Raw genomic sequence first — 15,970 nt, 5'->3', positions numbered from 1 at the left:
GCATGCTTGGCCTCGGGCTGCTGGCGTCGGGTGCGATTCCCGTGGCGACATCTCATGGCATCCTGGGCATCGCGTTGCTTTCGATGGCGGCTTTCAGCTGGGCGTTGGGAACATGGATCCATAAACGCGCCCCCGGCGACAGCAACGTGTGGAACCGAACCATCTTTCAATTGGCGACCTCGGGCGTCGTCGTCATCGTTGCGTCGCTGCTGCTGGAGCGCCGGCTTGACTGGACTCAATTGCCGATTCTTGCCTGGCCGATCGCATTCAACTGCATCGTGGCGACCGGGTTGGCGTTCGTCGCCTGGTATCGAGCGCTCAGCTCCATTTCCACGCAGATCGCATCTCAGAGCCTCGTACTCATCCCCGTCGTCGCGCTGGTTGCGGCCGCTGTCCTGCAACAGGAGGCTCCCACGGCACGCGTCGTGCTCGCCTGTGTCCTCATCATCGTCGGCGTCACCATCGCGATTTGGCATGCTGGCGGCCAAAGGAGCCGATCGCTGTGAGGGCGATCCCACGAGCCCGGAAGCCCAGGATCGGCACGGAACACCACATGGAGCCCGGCGATGTTGGATTCGACACGTCTCTACCACCCGATGAAGATCGCAGGCGAGGATGTCCTTGCGGATTCGACGATCGACGTGCGGAACCCGTTTACCGATCAGGTAATAGCTGCAGTGCCGCAGGCGCGTCCCGAGCATGTTCGGCGCGCCTTCGCGATTGCCCGGGCATTCCGCCCCAGGCTCACGCGGCATGAGCGGGCGCAGATTCTCTTGGCAACGGCGGAGGCGATCGAAGCAAACCGGGAACGGCTTGCGCATCTCATTACATCGGAAAGCGGCCTGTGCTTGAAAGACTCGCTACATGAAACCGCGCGGGCCCGGGATGTCTGGTCATTCGCAGCGCACGCAGTGCTCCAGGACGATGGAGCGATTTACGCGGGCGATATCGGAGGGAGTGCGCAGAGCCGACGCATATTCGCGACCAGGACACCGCTTCTTGGCGTCATCTCGGCGATTACCCCCTTCAACCACCCCCTGAATCTCGTGAGCCATAAGCTCGCTCCGGCGATCGCGACCAACAACAGGGTCGTGCTGAAGCCGGCGGAGGCGACTCCTTTGACAGCGCTTGCCCTTGCCGAGCTGCTTTATGAGGCGGGACTACCGCCGGAAATGTTGTCGGTGGTCACCGGCGATCCGCGTTCGCTGGGAGACGCGATGATCAATGACCCGGACATCGACCTGGTGACGTTTACCGGATCGGTGAGCGCCGGAAAGAAAATTGCCGAACGGGTGGGATACAGAAGGCTGGTGCTCGAGCTCGGCGGGAATGATCCTCTGATCGTCATGGGTGACGCCGATCTCGACCGCGCAGCCCAATTGGCGGTGCAGGGTGCGACCAAAAATTCCGGGCAACGCTGTACCGCCGTCAAGCGGGCCCTGGTCGTCGATGACGTCGCCGATCGCTTTGCCGAAGTGACCCTCTCTTTGATGAAGCGCCTCAGGACCGGAGATCCCATCGATCCCGACACGGATGTGGGGACGGTCATCAACGCGAAGGCAGCGTCGACAATTGCCGGACGCGTCGAAGCCGCAGTTCAGGACGGCGCACGCGTGCTGCTCGGCAATACTCCAAAGGGCGCGCTTTACCCGCCGACACTCGTGGATCATGTCCCGCCCGATTGCGAGTTGGTGTGCGAAGAGACCTTTGGCCCCGTCCTGCCGATCATTCGCTGCCCGGATGACGTCGAACAGATCATCGCCATCGCAAACTCAACGGCCTTCGGTCTTTCGGCGGGGTTGTGCACAAACAGGCTCGACTACATCACCCGCTTTGTCGATGCCCTGGACGTCGGCTGCGTCAACGTGTGGGAAGTTCCGGGATACCGGACGGAGCTAACGCCGTTCGGCGGCATCAAGGATTCCGGCCTCGGCCACAAGGAGGGCGTGCTGGAGGCCATGAAGAGCTTTACGAATATCAAAACCTACTCGCTGCCGTGGTGAGGCAAACCTCAATCCAGCAGTTTGGCCGCCGCCGCTTCATCAGTGACCAGGGCCTGGCCGAGGCCAGCCAACAGCCCGGCGCGAATAATGGGGACCTTGTGCTCGCCTCCGGCGGCGAGAATCCGATGTTTGATCTGAAGCACGTGGTCGATCGGCGGATGGATCGTCCGCTGCACCAGGGGGTGGTGAAGCGGCTTACCGGCTGAATCGAGGTAGTGACCGCAAATATCCCCGACGGCACCGGCTGCAAGCAACGAAGCCCAGGTTTCCCGAGAAATGACCTCGTATTCGAGCGCCTTTGATTGCTCGGAGAGGTCGATCGCGCTCAACAGGGCCACGTCGAGGGAGGGCACCATGGCGAGCACTGAACGAACAGGCTCACTCGCGACGAGGATGTCCCTTAACTCCGCAGTCTCGGCGAACATCGGCGCGGTCAGATAATAGCATCGCGCGCCGAGCGCCCGGGCAATCATGGTTGCATTGTCATATGGATTGATCGGCGCGCTTTCGGCCAACCCGCCGGACATCAGCACCACGCGGGTGCCGTCTCCAGATCGCTGCGGCAGGTTTTGAGCTGCGGCATTGATGGTGCCGCCCCAGGAGATTCCCAGCGAACCCGACGGCGGAAGGCACTCGGCGACGTATCGCGCGGCGGCAGCCCCTATGAAAGAACGCACATCGGTGCCGCCCATGGGGACCGGGACCACGATCGCGTGACGCAGATTGAATTTGCGGATGAGTGCTTCTTCGAGCTCGGTGCGTTGGCCCGCCGGGTCGGCGATCGTGATTTGAACGAAGCCGCTTTCCCGGGCCTCACCGAGGATCCGGTTGATGCGCTTGCGGGTCATCTTCAGCCGCTGCGCGATCGCATCCTGGGTTTGACCTTCCCTAAAATAGTACCAGCAGATTTTCGCCACCAAGGCGGCATCGGCTCGACCATCGCCGGCTTCGCCTTCGTTTGATGCCGCTTGCGGGCCTCGAATCAACACGCCCTATCCTCCGATCAGCTTCAGGAATCCGCTCTTTTCCTGTTTCCGGGTCGGAATGGCAAATCTTCATACTTGTCCACAAGTGCCCAAATGTACCTTAGTCGTCACAAATGTGTTACGTGGGCCCTCTATCAGTCCGCCGAGCTTGGAAACAGGAGATAGTCCATGCGTAGGCTGATCATCGCATCATTACTGTTGTGCGGCGGGGCAACGTCCGCCCTCGCGCAATTTTCCGACAACAAGATCGTCATCGGTGTGATGGGTGATCAAAGCGGGGTTGTCGCTGACGTCGGCGGACCCGGGTCGATCCTGGCGGCCCGCATGGCGGTCGAGGATTCGGGCGGATCCGCTGGCGGCGTCCCCATCGAGATCATCACTGCCGACCATCAGAACAAGCCCGACGTCGCGTCGGCGATTGCCCGTGAATGGTTCGACCGGCGCGGTGTTGATGTCATCGCCGACCTGCCGCATTCCGGTGTGGTCTTCGGGTTGATGGCGATCGCCACCGAAAAAAAGCGGTCCCTCATGATATCCGGCGCCGCCAGCGTGGAGATAACCGGAGGGCGCTGCTCTCCCTTTGCCACGCACTGGACGGATGACACCTACTCGCTCGCGCGCGGGACCGCCGCCGCCCTGATGCAGCAGGACCTGAAGTCCTGGTATTTTCTCACCGCGGACTATGCATTCGGCCACGATCTCGAAAAGGACGCCGCGCGCGTCGTCGAGGAACGTGGAGGCAAGGTGACCGGAAGCGCTCGCCACCCGCTGAGCACGGCCGATTTCTCCGCGCTTCTCTTGCGCGCGAAGTCCTCGCAAGCGCAGGTCGTAGCTCTGGCAAGCGCTGGCGCTGACACCGTCAACGCCATCAAGCAGGCTGGCCAATTTGGTATCATGCGCGGTGGCCAGCGCGTCGCGGCTCTCCATGCGTTCGTCACCGACATCAACAGTGTCGGCCTCGAAGCGGCCCAGGGCCTGATCATCACGTCAGGCTTTTACTGGAATGACACCGATGGGACGCGCGCCTTCTCGGAACGCTTTTTCAAAACTCATGGACGCATGCCGACCCGTGAGCAAGCCGGCGTCTATACGAGCGTGCTGCACTATCTCAAGGCCGCCAGCAAAGCGAAGACTGACGACGCCGCTATCGTGAACACGGAAATGCGAAAGCTGCCCGTCGATAAATTCGGTCGGCAGATCCGCATCCAGGAAAACGGTCGCGTGATCTACGATCTCGGTGTTTATCGTGTGAAGACCCCGGCCGAGAGCAAGGCTCCGTGGGACTATTATGAGCGCATCGCCACGGTCCCGGCCGACACCGCCTTTCGCTCGATCGATACCGCGGGCTGCGCCGCTCCGAGCGTTCGATGACGACCATCCTTCTTGATCATCCGCAGCGGGCAGCCGCGCCGATTGCTTCGGCTGTCCGAAAACGCGCTGCAACATCGCTGCTGACCGCCCGTGACCTGACTGTTCGCTTCGGCGATTTCGAGGCGCTTCGCGGTGTCTCGATCGATCTCGACACAAGGTCGATCCATGCGGTGATCGGGCCCAACGGGGCAGGCAAGACCACACTATTCAACGTGATCAGCGGCTTTACGACGCCAACCGCCGGCCAGGTTCGTCTCAACGGTGCGGATGTGACTGCGGTCTCACCGAACCGTCTTGCGCGGCTCGGGCTCGCCCGATCGTTTCAGATATGCTCGATTTTCCCAAATCTCTCCGTCGCCGACAATATCCGCACCGCGCTCGCGCTGAACGTGCGGGGTCTGCAGCTCCTGCGCGGTCGTTCGAGACAGGACGAAAATGAAGTAAGGGTCCGGCATCTTCTCGATCAAGGCGGGCTGACGGACGAAAGCGAACGCCGGGCCGCGGATCTGTCCTATGGTCGCCGGCGACTGCTTGAGATCGTCACGACGATTGCGATCGCGCCGAAATTTATGCTGCTCGATGAGCCGACGGCGGGTCTGGCTCGGGAAGACATCGCGCCTGTCGCAGCCCTGATCAAGAGGGTCGCCGCCACCTGTGGCGTCCTTCTGGTCGAGCACAATCTGCAGGTCGTGAAAAGTCTGGCAGCGAAAGTCACGGTGCTCGCGGAAGGCTCGGTCCTCTGTGAGGGCAGCTACGACGAGGTCGCGCGCGACCCTCGCGTGATCAACGCCTATATCGGGGCCGAGCGTCGTGCCTGATGCTGATGCGGTTTCGCTGCGCCTCTCGCATGTGCAAGCGTGGTATGGCGATTCCCAGGCGCTGTTCGGTGTCGGGTTCGCGGTTCGGCCAGGCGAGGTGACCTGTCTGGTCGGCCGCAACGGCGCGGGCAAGACAACCATCCTTCGCGCCATCATGGGCTTACTGCCGCGACAAACCGGCAGCATTATCTTGTCCGGGCGCGAAGCAAGCGGAATGCGGCCATATGAGCGCACGCGGTTCGGCATCGGCTATTGCCCAGAGGAGCGCGCGATCTTCTCCAGCCTCACCGTCGAGGAGAATCTTGCCCTTCCTCCAGCGGTCTGCGCCGCGGGCATGGCCAAGGCCGATATCTTCGCGCTGTTCCCGAATCTTCGCACAAGGGGACGCCACTACGGCGACCAGCTTAGCGGCGGCGAGCAGCAAATGCTCGCCATCGCCCGGATTTTGCGTACCGGCGCGCAGACACTTCTTCTGGACGAACCCACCGAGGGACTGGCGCCGGTCATCGTGAGGCAGATCGAGCATGTGCTGATCGAACTCAAGCGCCGCGGCTACACGATCCTGCTTGTGGAACAGAACCTCGACTTCGTCCTGCATCTCGCCGATCGGGTAGTGGCGATCGAAAACGGTTCGGTCGTGGACGACCTCGAAACCCGCGGCAGCGAGCACGTCAAGGCTCGGCTCCTCGAACGTCTTGCGCTGTGATTCCTGCATGATGGACCTCATCCTCGGCTACCTTACGATCGGCCTCGTCAACGGCTCGTTCTATGCGCTGCTCAGTCTCGGGCTGGCGCTCATCTTCGGCCTTCTCAACATTCTCAACATGACGCATGGCGTGCTCTACATGATGGGCGCGTTTGCTGCGTGGGCCGGTTCTCGATATCTCGGATTGGGCTATTTCGGAGGGCTGGTTTTCGCGCCGCTCTGCGTTGCCGCTTTCGGCGTGATCCTCGAACGTTCGTTGCTGCGTCGAACCTACGGTCTCGATCCGCTCTATGGATTCATGCTGACGTTCGGCGCGGCGATGATCGTTCAGGGCGGCTTCCAGGCCTATTTCGGTTCGACCGGACTTCCCTACGCCGCGCCGGATTGGTTATCCGGCGGGCTGGATCTCGGCTTCCTGTATTTCCCGGCCTACCGACTTTGGGTCGTCGCCGTGGCGCTTGTCGTATGTGTGATCGTCTGGATCGCCATTGCACGCACGCGTCTTGGTTCGATTCTGCGCGCGTCGTCCGAAAATGCAGCGACTGCCGAGGCGCTCGGCGTCGGCGTGCCCCGCGTCTTCGCCGCCACTTTCGCCCTGGGCGCCGGTCTTGCGGGACTGGCAGGAGCGCTGGCCGCACCGATCTACCAGGTCAGCCCGCTGATGGGCTCGGACATCCTGCTTGTCGTATTTGCAATCATCGTTATCGGCGGCATGGGTTCGATCGGGGGAACCATCGTCTCGAGCTATGCCCTTGCGCTGATCGAGAGCCTGACGCAGGCGCTGGTCCCACAGGCGGCAAGCTTCATCGTCTTCGCCTTCATGTGCGTTGTGCTTCTGCTTCGGCCGCAGGGGCTGTTCGGCATTTCGGTGGTCCGATCCCACGAATTCCTGGCGGCCCGGCTGCCGTGGATTGAGCCCGCGGATAAGGAAACCGCCGCCAAACGCCTGACCGGCATGGTGCCGGTGTTCGCGGCTGTCGCCGCGCTATTGGCGCTGCCGATGCTGCTTTATCCCGTCTATCTGATGAAGATCTTCTGCTTCACCATCTTCGCCGCTTCATTCAATTTCCTGCTGGGATTTGCCGGCATCATGTCCTTTGGCCAGGCGGCCTTGTTCGGTACTGCGGCCTATCTCACAGCGCATGCGGCAAGAGAGTGGGCGCTGCCACCGGAAGCCGCAATCGGCGTCGGGATAGCGGCGGCGCTCGTTCTCGGAATAGTCATGGGCATCTTTGCGATCAGGCGCCGGGGCATCTATCAGGCCATGATCACGCTGGCGATCGCGCAGATGGTCTATTTTGTCTATGTGCAGGCCAGCTTCACCCATGGCGAGGATGGCATCCAGTCAGTCCCCCGCGGCGTGTTGCTGGGATTGATCGATCTTCGCGACGACACCAATGTCTACTGGCTCTGCGCTGCCGCTATGCTCGCCGTGCTCTTCGGCCTGCGCCGTCTGATCAACTCCCCGTTCGGGATGATGTTGATCGCCATTCGCGACAATGAACGCCGGGCCCTGTCGCTGGGGCACAATGTCGACGCCTACAAACTCGCTGCATTCGCCATCGCGGCCTTCTGCGCCGGCGTCGCCGGCTCCATGAGTGCCGTCGTCTTCCAGTTGGCCACCTTGTCCGGCGTGCATTGGCATCTCTCGGGCGAAGCTGTGCTGATGGCGTTGATCGGCGGTATCGGCACATTCGGCGGGCCTCTCGTCGGCGCCGCCGTGTTGGTGACGATGCAGCACTTCCTGTCGCCGTTCGGCGCCTGGATCGTGGCAATTCAGGGCGCCGTCTTTGTTCTTTGCGTCCTGCTGTTTCGCGACGGGTTATGGCCCCATGCCCTTGCACTCGCCGCAAATCTTCGCCGGCAAGATGCAACGTCGAAATCCGCCGAGGTCCCGCAGGCGATGGAGGCTATCGGACGATGAATGACGTATCAGGCACCCAGAAGCTAGCGCTCGTTTCGAACAGCAAGCGATTGAACGAATTGTCGGCTCGCACGATCGTCAGTGCGATCCGCGATCGCCGGCTGACGGCGGTATCCGTGATGGAAGCTTGCCTGGAGCGTATTGCCGTTCGCGAACCGCAGGTGAAGGCCTGGAGCTTCCTGGATGCCGATCTGGCGCGGGAACGCGCGCGGCAAGCAGATCAATGGCAGGCGGCTGGATACCCGCTCGGCCGGCTGCATGGTCTGCCGGTCGGCGTGAAGGATGTGTTCGATACCAGCGACATGCCGTCCGAATACGGCAGCGGAAGTTTGCGTGGGCGTCGGCCAACCGAAGACGCGGATGCCGTCAGCATGCTGCACGGAGCAGGGGCGCTCATCGTCGGCAAAACCACGACGTCCGAATTCGGAATGTATCATCCCAGTCCGACCCATAATCCCCTGGATCTGTCGCGCTCACCGGGCGTGTCGTCGGCGGGCTCTGCCGCGGCCGTCGTCGATCACATGGTTCCGCTGGCGCTCGGCACCCAGCACACCGCATCCACGACGCTACCCGCTTCGTTTTGCGGCGCGTTCGCCTTCAAGCCGTCGCTCGGTTTCACCAGCATGCGAGGCTCGAACGTACTGGTCCCCCGCATGGCGCATGTCGGCCTGCTGGCTCGGTCTGTCGACGACCTCACGCTGTTTGCCGGAGCATTCGATCGCAGGCTCGCGGAGGTTGAAGCACTGCGACATCCGCCCAGGATCGGTTTGGTCCGTGGGCCAGGCTGGCACATGGTAAGTCCCGACGCGCGTCAAGCGCTCGATCGTTTGGTCGCCGGACTGCCTGTAGCCGTGATGGATGTCGATCTTCCCAGCGAATTCGATATGGCGCTTGAGGTCGTGCTGTGCCTTTTGAACGCGCATCTGGCACATCGTTTCGGTGCCCTGCCGGAGGAAACGTTCCGCAGCTTCTGCCCTCCGCTGCAGGAGGGCATCGTCGCCGGGCGCGCGTTGAGCGCCGCAAATTATCTCGAACTCGAGACCATGGCCGACCGGCTCACCACTCTGGCCGCGGCACTGTTTTATGATCATGACGCCCTGATCACGCTCTCCGCGCCAGGAGAGGCCACACGCCTCGAGGAGGGGCCGGGCTCCGGCGCCATGTCGATGCCGTGGAGCCTGTGCGGATTGCCGACCGTGTCGCTGCCGCTGCTGCGCGGAATGAATGGCATGCCGATCGGTGTTCAGCTCGTGGGTTGTCAGGGTGGCGACCGCAATCTTCTGCGCGTGGCGGCGTGGCTCGCAGATGCTGCAACCCTCAACGTTGAGTCTTCCCATGAACAAGCCTGATCGAATCTTGACCGATGCCGCGTCCTATCGCGCGGAGAGACCTGTGGTGAGAGTGAACGGGCGCGCCTATGCGTGGCCGAAACATCCCACTGTGGTCATTTGTTTCGACGGTTGCGATCCGGCCTATATTGAGGCTGCCAGCGTCGCCGGCGCCATCCCTGCCATCGACCGGATGCGGCGGGAAGGCTTCGCCGCCTCCGCGCTCGCAGCAATGCCGACATTCACCAACCCCAACAACGTGTCCATCGTCTGCGGTGTATCGCCCGCCGTTCACGGTGTCTCCGGCAATTTCTATCTCGACCGCGATACCGGCGAAGAAATCATGATGGTAGACGCCACGCCTGTGCGCGCGCCGACTATTCTGGCAGCGTTCTCGCAAGCGGGAGCCAAGGTTGCCGCCGTCACTGCCAAGGACAAGCTGCGCAAGGCGCTCGGTCATGGGCTCGACGGCATCGCTTTCTCTGCCGAGAAAGCCGACGAGGCGACCGATGCGGAGAACGGCATTTCCGCAGTCGGTGCGCTGGTGGGGCGTGGAGCGCCAGACCAGTATTCCGCCGATCTTTCCTTGTTCGTGCTCGATGCCGGCATTCGCCTGCTTGAAAGCCGCCGGCCAAACCTGCTTTATCTGTCGCTTTCCGATTATGTGCAGCACAAACACGCGCCGGATGCTCCCGAAGCGATCGCCTTTATGCGTGCGGTGGACCAGCGGCTCGCAAGGTTGGTCGTGCTCGGCGCCTGCGTCGGGATCGTCGCCGACCATGGCATGAACGACATGGCCCATCCGGGCGGCGAGCCGAACGTCGTCTATCTTGGCGACCTGCTGGATGCCGCCTTCGGCGTGGGCGCAACCCGCGTCATCTGCCCGATCACCGATCCCTTCGTGCGTCACCATGGCGCTCTGGGCGGCTTTGTCCGTGTCCATCTGCAACGGACGGAGCCTTCCATCACCGCGGTGTTGAACTTCGTTCGGCAGATTCCCGGCGTCTGCATGGCCGCTCCGCGTGAGGAAGCGTGCCTGCGTTTTGAGCTGCCGGAAGATCGCGAAGGTGACATCGCCGTGGTGGCGAGATCGGGCGTCGCCCTCGGCGACCATGCAAGCGACCACGACATTTCGCAGCTCTCGGGCGAGCGGCTGCGTTCTCATGGCGGGCTCGCCGAGCAGGTGGTGCCGTTCATCCTCTCTCACCCGCTTAAGGCCGAACGGGTTGAGGGCAGGGCAGGGAAACCGCTTCGCAATTACGATGTCTTTTCGGTCCTGCTCAACGATATGGAAGTCTGATTTATGCCTCGCGCCATTCTCGTCATCCTCGATGGTCTTCGCCGCGATCTCGTGACGCGGCAGACAACGCCCCGTCTTGCCGCCTTTGCCGAGCGCTCCGAGCAGTTCGCCGCCCATCGCACGGTGTTTCCATCCTGCACGCGGGTGGTCTCGGCGAGCCTGGCGACCGGTTGCCATCCGGCGCGCCACGGCCTGCAGGGTAACACCATGGCGCTCATGGAAAACGGGCGCCTCGTTCGGCACGATGCGGGTCGCCCCGACTTCCTCCAGCACAAGCGGCGCGTCACCGGGCGCGCGCTGGCCGTCCCAACTTTGGCCGAGCGCCTGGCGGACCGCGGCGGTGCCATCATCTTCAGCAACGTTTCGCCAGGGGCAGCCTATGCGCACGATCCGGATGGATTTGGGCGGGTCTATCATCGCGCCGGATCGTTCGGCCGCGGCCGTGTTCCGCTGCCGCAAGACGAGCAGCTTCGCGTCACGCTGGATGTAGAGGGCGACCGGGCGATGACCGAGCGCTTCATCCGCGAGGCGGTGTTGCCCCAGTCTGATCCTCCTGCGCTTGCCGTGCTGTGGCTCGGCGAGCCGGACGCCACGCAGCACGCCTTGCCCATGGGATCGCCCGGTCATCTTGCGGTCTTGCAAGAGGCAGATCGCAATGCCGGGCGCGTCATGGACGCGGTGGCCACGCTCGCCGACAGGGATGATATTCTTTTGCTGATAGGATCAGATCACGGCCATCAGACGGTCACCGGCGTCATCGATATCGACGAAGAACTGGTCACAGCTGGACTGAAGGAGAGCCCTGAGTCAACCGACGTGGTCGTCGCCTCGAACGGCACCTCTGCGCTGCTCTATGTCCATCCCGATTTCGTCGCGCGCACGCCGTTGGTCGGCGACTTCCTCGCCGGTCAGGAATGGGCGGAAACCGTTCTCGATAGCGGCGCACTGGCGTCGGTGGGGCAAGCCCGGGATCACGGCCTCGCCTTTGCGGTCTCCATGCGCGCGAGCGAGGAACCCAATGCTTACGGTGTGGCTGGCACCAGCCTCGTCGCGGAGCGTGCCGGTGGCAAGGCAGATATCCTCGGCAGCGGTCAGCACGGCGGCCTCGGTGCAGGCGAGCAAGCACCCTTTCTCATGATCGACGGCGCGGGCTTCAGCCATGGCGTGGCGAGGCAGGAACCTTCCTGCATCATCGACATCGCGCCAACCATTCTCACGCATCTCGGGCTTCCTGCCTCCGGAATGGATGGGCGTCCGCTCCAGGCCGGACATGGAGGCCGCAATGGCTGAGATCGAACTGCGCCACATCAAGAAGAGCTACGGCGAAACCGCTGTTGTGAAAGGGGTGTCGCTGAACATTCGTGATGGGGAGTTTCTTACCCTGGTGGGCCCCTCCGGATGCGGGAAATCGACCTTGCTGCGGATCATCGCCGGGCTGGAGGCGCAGGATAGCGGTGAGGTCATGGTGGGTGGCCGTTGCGTGAACGACAAGCGCCCCAAGGAGCGCGACGTCGCCATGGTATTCCAGTCTTACGCGCTCTATCCTCATCTTAGCGTATTCGACAACGTCGCCTTGCCACTGCGGACCCGGCGCCTGAGCTTCGCCCAGCGGCTGCCATTTGTGGGCCGTGCGTTGCCGGGACGCGGCGGCATTGAAAAGGCGATTCGCGCCGAGGTCGAGCAGGCAGCTTGCATGCTCGATATCGCCCATCTGCTGGACCGCAAGCCGGGCCAGCTTTCCGGTGGTCAGCGCCAGCGCGTCGCGCTGGGCCGCGCGATGGTGCGGCAGCCCGCAGTGTTCCTGATGGACGAGCCGCTGTCAAACCTCGACGCCAAGTTGCGGGTGCAGATGCGCGCGGAAATCATCGCGCTGCATCGCCGTCTGGGCGTCACCTTCGTGTACGTCACCCATGATCAGGCGGAAGCGATGACCATGTCCGACCGCGTCGCCGTAATGATGGCCGGCGAACTGCTTCAGGTCAGCCGGCCGGAGCGGCTCTATCGTGACCCGCAGGACCTGCGGGTCGCCGAGATGATCGGCAGCCCAAAGATCAACGTGGTTTCCTGCGCGGATTGGATATCTCTGGGTGCTACGCTTCCTCCAGGCGTTCATGGCAACACGAGGCACCTCGCGTTTCGTCCAGAGGCCGTCGGAATAACTGCGTCCGGGGATGGAAGACTCAATGGCGTCGTCGCAAGCGTCGAGAATCTCGGCTCCGATATCTTCCTGAACGTGGCGCTTGGAGATGGGCGCGGCACCGTCGTCGTGCGTACGCATCCCGACGTATCGCGTTCCGAACCAGGCCGTCCGGTCGGCCTTCAGATCGACCCGGCTTGCTTGTTGCAATTTGACGGCGCGGGCCTGCGCCAGCGCCACGCCGAGCAAATAGAGGCCGCAGCGTGACAGCTCTTGACCAGGACTGTCCCAGCAGGGTCGATGCGAAAGCAAGCTCCGCGAAGCGATCGGGAGAGCATGGGCTTGGCTGGCTCGCCGTATCGCCGGCAGTGCTGTTGCTGATCGGCCTTCTGTTCGGCCCGGTTGCGGCGGTGGTGCTCTTCTCCCTGACAGACTGGCAGTTGGGATCATTGAGTTTTCATTTCATCGGGACCGCGAATTTCAGGACGCTGTTCACGGACCCGACCTTCTGGAAGGCACTGAGCAATACGCTGGTTTATGTGGCCATCGTTGTGCCGGGCACGGTGCTGCTCGGTCTCGTCGTGGCTCTGCTCATTGAGGCCAGTCCCGGCCTGCGTGGTTTCTACAGGGCCGCCCATTTCCTTCCTGTGATGTCCACAATGTCGGCGATGGCGATCGTATGGGGCACCATGCTGCATCCTACGATCGGCCTCGTGAACCGCGCCCTGGGCGGAATGGGGATTGCCGGGGTGAACTGGCTTAGGGACGAGCGAACGGCGCTACTCGCTCTGGCCGTGATCGGCATATGGCAAGGCTTCGGTTTCGCCATGGTGCTGTTCGTATCCGGCCTGAAGGCCATTCCGCAGCACCTCTACGACGCAGCCGCCGTTGACGGCGCCGACGGCGTTCTGGACCGGCTGCGTATCGTGACGTTGCCCATGCTGGGGCCGGTCACCATGTTCGTCGTCATCCTGACGGCGACACGGTCCTTCGAGGTCTTCGACAGCGTTCGCGTCCTGACCGGGGGCGGGCCGAGTTATGCGTCCGAGGTGCTGCTGCATCGGTTCTACACCGAGAGCTTCGATTTCCTGCGCATGGGATATGGCGCAGCACTCACCGTGGTCTATCTCGCAATCGTTGTGCTGCTTACGCTGACACAGGCGCGGCTTCTCGAACAGCGGGTGCATTATTCGTGATTGCCCGCTTTTCAGATCGACGGTTCGTTGGCCGGGTTGCCCGGCACGCGATTCTGATTCTCACCGCGGCTTTTGCACTGCTGCCGTTCTTCTGGATGGTGAGCCTGTCACTCAAACCGCCGGAAGAGATCTTCCAGGCCGATTTCCACTTTTGGCCGACGGCCTTTCATGGGGTCGAGAACTATCGCGTCGCGCTAACGGCGGCGCCGATGTTCCGCTTCCTGTTAAACGGGGTGCTGGTGTGCGCAGCGATCTTCGCGCTGCAGCTCCTTGTCTGCATTCCCTGTGCCTATGCACTTGCGAAGCTGCGCTTTCACGGCAGGGACACCTTGTTCTCCGCGGTGCTGGTCGGCCTGCTGCTGCCGCCTCAAGCTCTCGCCATTCCACATTTCGTCCTGTTGAACGTGTTTGGGCTGCTGGACACCTATGCCGCGCTGATCCTGCCGTGGGCGATCTCTACTTTCGGCATTTTCCTGCTGCGGCAGTTCTTTCGGTCCATACCCGACGAGATGATTCACGCAGCGCGCCTCGATGGGCTCGGCGAGTTCGAGATCATCTGGCGCATCATGATCCCCATGACCGCCCCGGCGCTGGCTGCCTTTGGCATCTTCTCGGTCGTGGCCCATTGGAACGACTTGTTCTGGCCGCTCATCGCGGTGCGCCGCGAGGAAATTTCCACGCCGGCGCTCGGCATTCTGCTCTTCCGTGACGATGAAGCCGGGCAATTCTTCGGCCCGCTGATGGCCGGCGCCGTGATTATCGTCGCCCCGCTCCTCGTTGCATTCCTGATCGCGCAGCGCCGGTTTATCGACGGCCTCGCTGTAACGACCACAAGGTAGTCCAAAATGGAGACCGTCCATGATTGATCTATTCGTAACCAAGCTTGGTCCAGTGCTTGCCGGGGCCGTTGCCCTCATGACCGTCGGCGCGACTTCTACGCGGGCCGAGGTCACGCTCGACGTGCTCTACACCACACCCGGTACCTTTAATGCGCTGCATCAGGAATTGGCCAGGCGCTTCACCGAGGCGCACCCCGACATCAAGGTGAAATTCCGCAATCCCGTAGCGAGCTACGAGGAGGCCGCGCAGCAGATCCTGCGTGACCAGATCACCGGTCGCCTGCCGGATGTGGCTTTCAACGGGATCAACCAGATTGGCCTGTTCGTGGATCGGGGATTGGGCGCGCCGCTGGATGAATTCGCGGCGGCAGATGGTGGGCTTGCCCAACTTGGCTATTACCCGACGCTCGCGGAACTCGGAAGATACAAGGGCAAGCTCTACGGCCTGCCGTTCGCTACCTCGACGCCTGTGCTTTATGTGAATGCTGATCTGCTCGCAAAGGCTGGCACCGATGTGTCAGCGCTTCCAAAGACCTGGCCGGAGCTTCTGGCTCTGGGCAAGACCATCGAGGCGAAAGCGGGCACCGCGGTTACCGGCTTCTATTATCAGTGGGAGCAAACCGGCAACTGGCTGTTCCAGTCGCTGGTGACGAGCAAAGGCGGCCGTGTTCTAAAAGCTGACGGGTGCAGCATCGCCTTCGACGATGCAAACGGCATGTGGGCGTTGAAGACGCTCGAAGCTTTCGGCAGATCGGGCATGCCGAATCTCGGGCTTGGTCAGGCCCGGCAATCGTTCGTCGCCGGCAGCATCGCGATATCAGCGGATTCCACATCCTATGTGGCCGCGGCCGAGCGGCAGATCGGCGGTCGGTTCCAGTTCAAAACCGTCGCCTTCCCGCTCGCCGTCGCCGACGGGCGCCTTCCCGCCGGCGGAAACGTCGCTATGGTTTTCGCAAAGGACGCCGAACGCCAGAAGGCCGCCTGGAAATACATAAAGTTCACCACCGGGCCGGTCGGCCAGACCGCGATGGTCAATTCCACCGGCTATATGCCCGGCAACGAGATCGCCGTGAAGACGCCGGACCTGCTCGGCGCGTTCTATGCAAGGAGCCCCAACCACTTGACCAGTATCCAGCAACTACCATTGCTGACGGAATGGGCGTCCTTTCCAGGTGATAATTCGCTGAAAATTATCGAGGTGATCAAGCACCAGATAGAGAGCCTGGTGACGGGCAAGCGTACGGCGGAGCAGGTCATGCCGGAGCTGGTTGGAGCCGTGTCCAATCTTCTGCCAAAGTGCGGCGGCTAGCTGGCGATCGAACGAACGGGGCATCTTTCCCGGAGTTGGATCAATGAATTGGC

General features: G+C 62.4%; 14 protein-coding genes. 13 read left to right on the top strand and 1 reads right to left on the bottom strand.

The window, feature by feature from the left end:
• Positions 1 to 2: 2 nt before the first annotated feature.
• Positions 3 to 506 carry a DMT family transporter gene (locus KIP88_RS46410; protein ID WP_249790701.1) on the top strand — a complete coding sequence of 168 codons (504 nt, stop codon included), beginning with the start codon at positions 3 to 5 and terminating at the stop codon, positions 504 to 506.
• 90 nt (positions 507 to 596) lie between these two features.
• The gene (gene phnY / locus KIP88_RS09645) at positions 597 to 2,003 is read left to right on the top strand and encodes a phosphonoacetaldehyde dehydrogenase (RefSeq protein ID WP_249790650.1); all 1,407 of its coding nucleotides are present in this window, start codon (positions 597 to 599) and stop codon (positions 2,001 to 2,003) included.
• Positions 2,004 to 2,011: 8 nt separating this feature from the next.
• Here phnY and KIP88_RS09640 read toward each other — a convergent pair whose 3' ends face one another.
• Entirely contained in the window at positions 2,012 to 2,992 is a 981-nt protein-coding gene (locus tag KIP88_RS09640) for a sugar-binding transcriptional regulator (protein WP_214487653.1), read from the bottom strand.
• A 165-nt stretch (positions 2,993 to 3,157) separates the two neighbouring features.
• Here KIP88_RS09640 and KIP88_RS09635 point away from each other — a divergent pair, with 165 nt between their 5' ends.
• Genes KIP88_RS09635 through KIP88_RS09585 form a run of 11 tightly spaced genes read left to right on the top strand, consistent with a single transcriptional unit; the run spans position 3,158 to position 15,917 of the window.
• Complete coding sequence (locus KIP88_RS09635; protein ID WP_214487652.1) at positions 3,158 to 4,360, top strand: ABC transporter substrate-binding protein; 1,203 nt, start codon at positions 3,158 to 3,160, stop codon at positions 4,358 to 4,360.
• Complete coding sequence (locus KIP88_RS09630) at positions 4,357 to 5,178, top strand: ABC transporter ATP-binding protein (RefSeq protein WP_249790648.1); 822 nt, start codon at positions 4,357 to 4,359, stop codon at positions 5,176 to 5,178. Before KIP88_RS09635 ends, KIP88_RS09630 begins: the two co-directional genes overlap by 4 nt.
• Entirely contained in the window at positions 5,171 to 5,884 is a 714-nt protein-coding gene (locus KIP88_RS09625) for an ABC transporter ATP-binding protein (RefSeq protein ID WP_308163355.1), read from the top strand. Before KIP88_RS09630 ends, KIP88_RS09625 begins: the two co-directional genes overlap by 8 nt.
• Positions 5,885 to 5,891: 7 nt before the next feature.
• Positions 5,892 to 7,808, top strand: coding sequence for an ABC transporter permease (locus KIP88_RS09620; RefSeq protein WP_249790647.1), 1,917 nt, complete (start codon positions 5,892 to 5,894; stop codon positions 7,806 to 7,808).
• A complete protein-coding gene (locus tag KIP88_RS09615) occupies positions 7,805 to 9,157 on the top strand; it encodes an amidase (protein WP_214487651.1) in 1,353 nt (450 codons plus the stop codon). Before KIP88_RS09620 ends, KIP88_RS09615 begins: the two co-directional genes overlap by 4 nt.
• On the top strand, positions 9,144 to 10,436 hold the full coding sequence (phnA, locus tag KIP88_RS09610; RefSeq protein ID WP_214487650.1) for a phosphonoacetate hydrolase: 1,293 nt from the start codon (positions 9,144 to 9,146) through the stop codon (positions 10,434 to 10,436). The genes KIP88_RS09615 and phnA overlap by 14 nt, the downstream gene beginning before the upstream one ends.
• Before the next feature lie 3 nt (positions 10,437 to 10,439).
• On the top strand, positions 10,440 to 11,726 hold the full coding sequence (locus KIP88_RS09605; protein WP_214487649.1) for an alkaline phosphatase family protein: 1,287 nt from the start codon (positions 10,440 to 10,442) through the stop codon (positions 11,724 to 11,726).
• On the top strand, positions 11,719 to 12,840 hold the full coding sequence (locus KIP88_RS09600) for an ABC transporter ATP-binding protein (protein WP_214487648.1): 1,122 nt from the start codon (positions 11,719 to 11,721) through the stop codon (positions 12,838 to 12,840). The genes KIP88_RS09605 and KIP88_RS09600 overlap by 8 nt, the downstream gene beginning before the upstream one ends.
• Positions 12,837 to 13,769, top strand: a complete 933-nt coding sequence (locus KIP88_RS09595; protein ID WP_214487647.1) for a carbohydrate ABC transporter permease — start codon at positions 12,837 to 12,839, stop codon at positions 13,767 to 13,769. Before KIP88_RS09600 ends, KIP88_RS09595 begins: the two co-directional genes overlap by 4 nt.
• Entirely contained in the window at positions 13,766 to 14,608 is an 843-nt protein-coding gene (locus KIP88_RS09590) for a carbohydrate ABC transporter permease (protein ID WP_308163352.1), read from the top strand. The genes KIP88_RS09595 and KIP88_RS09590 overlap by 4 nt, the downstream gene beginning before the upstream one ends.
• A gap of 19 nt (positions 14,609 to 14,627) precedes the next feature.
• On the top strand, positions 14,628 to 15,917 hold the full coding sequence (locus KIP88_RS09585; RefSeq protein WP_214487646.1) for an ABC transporter substrate-binding protein: 1,290 nt from the start codon (positions 14,628 to 14,630) through the stop codon (positions 15,915 to 15,917).
• Positions 15,918 to 15,970: the final 53 nt, after the last annotated feature.

Origin of the sequence: Bradyrhizobium sp. SRL28 (genome assembly GCF_018596315.1) — a bacterium.
In the GTDB taxonomy this organism is placed as follows: Bacteria; Pseudomonadota; Alphaproteobacteria; order Rhizobiales; family Xanthobacteraceae; genus Bradyrhizobium.
Note: the sequence above shows the minus strand (reverse complement) of the source record. Positions and strands in the feature narration are given on the sequence as shown.

Bases quoted from the DNA above. Each gene is read 5' to 3' on its own strand.
- KIP88_RS09585 (WP_214487646.1), top strand. From the start codon at position 14,628: ATGATTGATCTATTCGTAACCAAGCTTGGTCCAGTGCTTGCCGGGGCC.
- KIP88_RS09615 (WP_214487651.1), top strand. From the start codon at position 7,805: ATGAATGACGTATCAGGCACCCAGAAGCTAGCGCTCGTTTCGAACAGC.
- KIP88_RS09605 (WP_214487649.1), top strand. From the start codon at position 10,440: ATGCCTCGCGCCATTCTCGTCATCCTCGATGGTCTTCGCCGCGATCTC.
- KIP88_RS09630 (WP_249790648.1), top strand. From the start codon at position 4,357: ATGACGACCATCCTTCTTGATCATCCGCAGCGGGCAGCCGCGCCGATT.
- KIP88_RS09635 (WP_214487652.1), top strand. From the start codon at position 3,158: ATGCGTAGGCTGATCATCGCATCATTACTGTTGTGCGGCGGGGCAACG.
- phnA (WP_214487650.1), top strand. From the start codon at position 9,144: ATGAACAAGCCTGATCGAATCTTGACCGATGCCGCGTCCTATCGCGCG.
- KIP88_RS46410 (WP_249790701.1), top strand. From the start codon at position 3: ATGCTTGGCCTCGGGCTGCTGGCGTCGGGTGCGATTCCCGTGGCGACA.
- KIP88_RS09620 (WP_249790647.1), top strand. From the start codon at position 5,892: ATGATGGACCTCATCCTCGGCTACCTTACGATCGGCCTCGTCAACGGC.
- phnY (WP_249790650.1), top strand. From the start codon at position 597: ATGAAGATCGCAGGCGAGGATGTCCTTGCGGATTCGACGATCGACGTG.
- KIP88_RS09600 (WP_214487648.1), top strand. From the start codon at position 11,719: ATGGCTGAGATCGAACTGCGCCACATCAAGAAGAGCTACGGCGAAACC.